General features: G+C 56.7%; 1 protein-coding gene, 2 tRNA genes and 3 rRNA genes. 5 read left to right on the top strand and 1 reads right to left on the bottom strand.

The window, feature by feature from the left end; translation table 11 throughout:
* Nucleotides 1–343: 343 nt before the first annotated feature.
* The 5 genes from LRX76_RS18550 (at nt 344) to rrf (ending at nt 5,532) form a co-directional block, all read left to right on the top strand.
* Nucleotides 344–1,888 (top strand): 16S ribosomal RNA (locus LRX76_RS18550).
* A 92-nt stretch (nt 1,889–1,980) separates the two neighbouring features.
* A tRNA-Ala gene (locus tag LRX76_RS18555) sits at nt 1,981–2,056 on the top strand.
* A gap of 37 nt (nt 2,057–2,093) precedes the next feature.
* Nucleotides 2,094–2,170 (top strand) — tRNA-Ile (locus LRX76_RS18560).
* Nucleotides 2,171–2,393: 223 nt separating this feature from the next.
* Nucleotides 2,394–5,274, top strand: a 23S ribosomal RNA gene (locus LRX76_RS18565).
* Nucleotides 5,275–5,417: 143 nt separating this feature from the next.
* Nucleotides 5,418–5,532: ribosomal RNA gene (gene rrf, locus LRX76_RS18570) — 5S ribosomal RNA — on the top strand.
* The 16S, 23S and 5S rRNA genes sit together here with 2 tRNA genes alongside, the layout of an rRNA operon.
* A gap of 305 nt (nt 5,533–5,837) precedes the next feature.
* Here the strand turns inward: rrf and LRX76_RS18575 are convergent.
* A partial coding sequence (locus LRX76_RS18575; RefSeq protein WP_231807116.1) for an FAD-dependent oxidoreductase occupies nt 5,838–6,368 on the bottom strand: 531 nt, incomplete at its 5' end.

Here is a 6,368-nt window from a genome sequence, read left to right on the forward strand (position 1 = left end):
CGGCTATAATGGGCGGCTCGCTTCGACGGAAGGCCTACGGGTTGTACGGCGAAGGGATTTTGGAAATACCTCGAAACGAGGTGTTGACGAAACGGAAAAGTCCGCTATTATGGGCGGCTCGCTTCGACGGAAACGGCGGAGTGGAACGGGAAAGGCGCTGAGGCCGGCCCCGAGGTTCTTTGAAAGTATGCGCAGGTAACTTGTGCGGACGCCTGCAGGAAGGATGACTGTCCATCTTGCAGACGTTTGAAAATCAAGCAACAAGTCAATTGCTTTGCAAGCGATACGTTGCCGGGTGTCAGACATCTGCAGCTGAAAGTATTGGCCTTAGGGCCTGTAGTTTTAAGTGAAGAGTTTGATCCTGGCTCAGAGTGAACGCTGGCGGCAGGCCTAACACATGCAAGTCGAACGGCAGCACAGGAGAGCTTGCTCTCTGGGTGGCGAGTGGCGGACGGGTGAGGAATACATCGGAATCTACCTAGTCGTGGGGGATAACGTAGGGAAACTTACGCTAATACCGCATACGACCTACGGGTGAAAGCGGAGGACCTTCGGGCTTCGCGCGATTGGATGAGCCGATGTCGGATTAGCTAGTTGGCGGGGTAAAGGCCCACCAAGGCGACGATCCGTAGCTGGTCTGAGAGGATGATCAGCCACACTGGAACTGAGACACGGTCCAGACTCCTACGGGAGGCAGCAGTGGGGAATATTGGACAATGGGCGCAAGCCTGATCCAGCCATGCCGCGTGGGTGAAGAAGGCCTTCGGGTTGTAAAGCCCTTTTGTTGGGAAAGAAAAGCAGTCGGTTAATACCCGATTGTTCTGACGGTACCCAAAGAATAAGCACCGGCTAACTTCGTGCCAGCAGCCGCGGTAATACGAAGGGTGCAAGCGTTACTCGGAATTACTGGGCGTAAAGCGTGCGTAGGTGGTTGTTTAAGTCCGTTGTGAAAGCCCTGGGCTCAACCTGGGAATTGCAGTGGATACTGGGCAACTAGAGTGTGGTAGAGGGTAGTGGAATTCCCGGTGTAGCAGTGAAATGCGTAGAGATCGGGAGGAACATCTGTGGCGAAGGCGACTACCTGGACCAACACTGACACTGAGGCACGAAAGCGTGGGGAGCAAACAGGATTAGATACCCTGGTAGTCCACGCCCTAAACGATGCGAACTGGATGTTGGGTGCAATTTGGCACGCAGTATCGAAGCTAACGCGTTAAGTTCGCCGCCTGGGGAGTACGGTCGCAAGACTGAAACTCAAAGGAATTGACGGGGGCCCGCACAAGCGGTGGAGTATGTGGTTTAATTCGATGCAACGCGAAGAACCTTACCTGGTCTTGACATGTCGAGAACTTTCCAGAGATGGATTGGTGCCTTCGGGAACTCGAACACAGGTGCTGCATGGCTGTCGTCAGCTCGTGTCGTGAGATGTTGGGTTAAGTCCCGCAACGAGCGCAACCCTTGTCCTTAGTTGCCAGCACGTAATGGTGGGAACTCTAAGGAGACCGCCGGTGACAAACCGGAGGAAGGTGGGGATGACGTCAAGTCATCATGGCCCTTACGACCAGGGCTACACACGTACTACAATGGTAGGGACAGAGGGCTGCAAACCCGCGAGGGTGAGCCAATCCCAGAAACCCTATCTCAGTCCGGATTGGAGTCTGCAACTCGACTCCATGAAGTCGGAATCGCTAGTAATCGCAGATCAGCATTGCTGCGGTGAATACGTTCCCGGGCCTTGTACACACCGCCCGTCACACCATGGGAGTTTGTTGCACCAGAAGCAGGTAGCTTAACCTTCGGGAGGGCGCTTGCCACGGTGTGGCCGATGACTGGGGTGAAGTCGTAACAAGGTAGCCGTATCGGAAGGTGCGGCTGGATCACCTCCTTTTGAGCAAGACGGCATCGTCTTGCAGGCGTCCGCACAAGTAACCTGCATTCAGAGTTCTTCATCGGCACGGTCGATGGAGATAGTCCCATTATGGGGCCTTAGCTCAGCTGGGAGAGCACCTGCTTTGCAAGCAGGGGGTCGTCGGTTCGATCCCGACAGGCTCCACCATCTGGCAACCAAGCAAGTTTCCGCGAGGAAAGGCGTTGGGTCTGTAGCTCAGGTGGTTAGAGCGCACCCCTGATAAGGGTGAGGTCGGTGGTTCGAGTCCTCCCAGACCCACCACTCTGAATGACACGCGCATACAAAGAATTTAGACGATCCGGCGTTGAGGCTGGTTCGTGTTCTTTAATAACTTGTGACGTAGCGAGCGTTTGAGATAACTATCTTGACGTGTCGTTGAGGCTAAGGCGGGGACTACGAGTCCCTAAAAATTGAGTCGTTGTATTTGCGTCCAGGCTTTGTACCCCTGGATCGAGTATGGCTCCGAGGCGACTTGGGGTTATATGGTCAAGCGAATAAGCGCACACGGTGGATGCCTTGGCGGTCAGAGGCGATGAAGGACGTGGCAGCCTGCGAAAAGTGTCGGGGAGCTGGCAACAAGCTTTGATCCGGCAATGTCCGAATGGGGAAACCCACTGCTTCGGCAGTATCCTGCAGTGAATACATAGCTGCTGGAAGCGAACCCGGGGAACTGAAATATCTAAGTACCCGGAGGAAAAGAAATCAACCGAGATTCCCTGAGTAGCGACGAGCGAACGGGGACTAGCCCTTAAGCTGGTATGGTTTTAGAAAAACAGTCTGGAAAGACTGGCCATAGAAGGTGACAGCCCTGTATTTGAAAGGGCCATACCAGTGAAGACGAGTAGGGCGGGGCACGTGAAACCCTGTCTGAACATGGGGGGACCATCCTCCAAGGCTAAATACTCCTGACCGACCGATAGTGAACCAGTACCGTGAGGGAAAGGCGAAAAGAACCCCGGAGAGGGGAGTGAAATAGATCCTGAAACCGTGTGCGTACAAGCAGTAGGAGCTCCGCAAGGAGTGACTGCGTACCTTTTGTATAATGGGTCAGCGACTTACTGTTCGTGGCAAGCTTAACCGTATAGGGGAGGCGAAGGGAAACCGAGTCTGATAAGGGCGCATAGTCGCGGGCAGTAGACCCGAAACCGGGTGATCTAGTCATGCCCAGGGTGAAGGTACCGTAACAGGTACTGGAGGCCCGAACCCACTCCCGTTGCAAAGGTAGGGGATGAGGTGTGATTAGGAGTGAAAAGCTAATCGAACCCGGAGATAGCTGGTTCTCCTCGAAAGCTATTTAGGTAGCGCCTCATATGTATCCTCTCGGGGGTAGAGCACTGTTATGGCTAGGGGGTCATCGCGACTTACCAAACCATTGCAAACTCCGAATACCGAGACGGACTGTATGGGAGACACACGGCGGGTGCTAACGTCCGTCGTGAAAAGGGAAACAACCCAGACCCACAGCTAAGGTCCCAAATTCACTGCTAAGTGGAAAACGATGTGGAAAGGCACAGACAGCCAGGAGGTTGGCTTAGAAGCAGCCACCCTTTAAAGAAAGCGTAATAGCTCACTGGTCGAGTCGGTCTGCGCGGAAGATTTAACGGGGCTAAGCAGTGAACCGAAGCTTGGGGTGCATCACTTTGTGATGCGCGGTAGAGGAGCGTTCCGTAAGCCTGCGAAGGTGGATTGAGAAGTCTGCTGGAGGTATCGGAAGTGCGAATGCTGACATGAGTAACGATAATGCGGGTGAAAAACCCGCACGCCGAAAGCCCAAGGTTTCCTTGCGCAACGTTAATCGGCGCAGGGTGAGTCGGCCCCTAAGGCGAGGCAGAAATGCGTAGTCGATGGGAAGCAGGTTAATATTCCTGCACCTCGCGTGAGTGCGATGGAGGGACGGAGAAGGTTAGGTGTACCGGGCGTTGGTTGTCCCGGGGAAAGGCGGTAGGTTTGGATCTTTGGCAAATCCGGGATCCTTTAAGACCGAGCACCGAGACGAGCTCTTTAGAGCGAAGTCACTGATACCACGCTTCCAGGAAAAGCTCCTAAGCTTCAGCTCACGCAGACCGTACCGTAAACCGACACAGGTGGGTAGGATGAGAATTCTCAGGCGCTTGAGAGAACTCGGGTGAAGGAACTAGGCAACATGGCACCGTAACTTCGGGAGAAGGTGCACCCTTTTTGGTGGCTCGTGCGAGCTATAGCTGAAGAGGGTCGCAGTAACCAGGCCGCTGCGACTGTTTATCAAAAACACAGCACTCTGCAAACACGAAAGTGGACGTATAGGGTGTGACGCCTGCCCGGTGCTGGAAGGTTAATTGATGGGGTCAGCCGCAAGGCGAAGCTCTTGATCGAAGCCCCAGTAAACGGCGGCCGTAACTATAACGGTCCTAAGGTAGCGAAATTCCTTGTCGGGTAAGTTCCGACCTGCACGAATGGCGTAACGACAGCGGCGCTGTCTCCACCCGAGACTCAGTGAAATTGAAATCGCTGTGAAGATGCAGCGTTCCCGTGGCAAGACGGAAAGACCCCGTGAACCTTTACTATAGCTTTACACTGAACGTTGAGTTCGTCTGTGTAGGATAGGTGGGAGGCTATGAAACCCTGGCGCTAGCTGGGGTGGAGCCAACCTTGAAATACCACCCTGTCGTGCTTGACGTTCTAACCTAGGTCCGTTATCCGGATCGGGGACCGTGTATGGTGGGTAGTTTGACTGGGGCGGTCTCCTCCCAAAGAGTAACGGAGGAGCTCGAAGGTACGCTCAGCGCGGTCGGACATCGCGCACTGTGTGCAAAGGCATAAGCGTGCTTGACTGCGAGATCGACGGATCAAGCAGGTACGAAAGTAGGACTTAGTGATCCGGTGGTTCTGTATGGAAGGGCCATCGCTCAACGGATAAAAGGTACTCCGGGGATAACAGGCTGATACCGCCCAAGAGTTCATATCGACGGCGGTGTTTGGCACCTCGATGTCGGCTCATCACATCCTGGGGCTGTAGTCGGTCCCAAGGGTATGGCTGTTCGCCATTTAAAGTGGTACGCGAGCTGGGTTCAGAACGTCGTGAGACAGTTCGGTCCCTATCTGCCATGGGCGTTGGAGATTTGAGAGGGGCTGCTCCTAGTACGAGAGGACCGGAGTGGACGAACCTCTGGTGTTCCGGTTGTCACGCCAGTGGCATTGCCGGGTAGCTATGTTCGGAAGCGATAACCGCTGAAAGCATCTAAGCGGGAAGCGCGCCTCAAGATGAGATCTCCCGGGGCACAAGCCCCCTGAAGGAACCATGTAGACTACGTGGTTGATAGGTCAGGTGTGTAAGCGCAGCAATGCGTTGAGCTAACTGATACTAATGATCCGTGCGGCTTGACCATATAACCTCAAGTTGCCTTGGTCTCGACGAAACGTCGATAGATCCAAATGCAAGCTACGTCACAAGTTACCCAATGCGAGACGGTGCGGCATGTAGCCAGGTCCCCAGGACCTTTACTACAAGCCAGCACGCTCCAACCGTCTCCCTGGTGAAATTAGCGCTGTGGTCCCACCCGTTCCCATCCCGAACACGGAAGTGAAACGCAGCCGCGCCGATGGTAGTGTGGCACTAGCCATGCGAGAGTAGGTCATCGCCAGGGGCTTTACCCCAGAACCCCGTCCTCGTCTGAGGGCGGGGTTCTTCTTTGCGTGCGCGAAACGGGGAAGGGGCTGTTGCTGGAGTCAAGCTGGGGAAGTGCGGGAAAGCACAAAGCACCCCTCCCCAGCCCTCCCCTGCGCGCGCAGCGCGCAAGGGAGGGGGCAGAAATCGTCGGTCGGGGTCACGGAGCAGGGCGCGCGGCGCCTGGGTGACGTGTCTGCTTCTCTAGGGAGCCGGAAGGCTGTTGCCGCGGATCACACAGCCGCACTGGACGAGCATGGCCTGCAGCGCCCCGCCTCCAGGCCCTCAGACCCCCAGCAGCTGCGCGATGCTGCCGGCCGCGTCGCGGCCCTCGGCCACGGCGGTGACGACCAGGTCGGCGCCGCGGACGCAGTCGCCGCCAGCGAACAGCCGGGGATGGGTGGTCTGGTAGGGCAGGCGCTGGCTTCCTTCGGGCGCCTCGGCCAGGGCCACGATGCGGCCATTGGGGGTGGCTTCCACCCCCTGCGCGGCCAGCCACCCGGGCACCGAAGGCGAGAAACCGAACGCGATGATCACCACGTCCGCCTCCAGCAGCGACTCGCTGCCCTCGATCGGCTCGGCGCGCTGGCGCCCCTGCGCGTCCGGTTCGCCCAGCCGCGTCTGCACCACCGTCACCCCGATCACTTCCTCGTCCGCGCCGCCCTCGATCGACAGCGGCTGCCGGTTGAACAGAAAACGCACCCCTTCCTCACGCGCGTTCGCTACCTCGCGCGCAGATCCCGGCATGTTCTGCTCGTCCCGGCGATAGGCGCAGGTGACCTTGGCCGCACCCAGGCGGATCGCGCTGCGCACGCA

The organism is Stenotrophomonas sp. MMGLT7 (genome assembly GCF_021168555.1).
Lineage (GTDB): Bacteria > Pseudomonadota > Gammaproteobacteria > Xanthomonadales > Xanthomonadaceae > MMGLT7.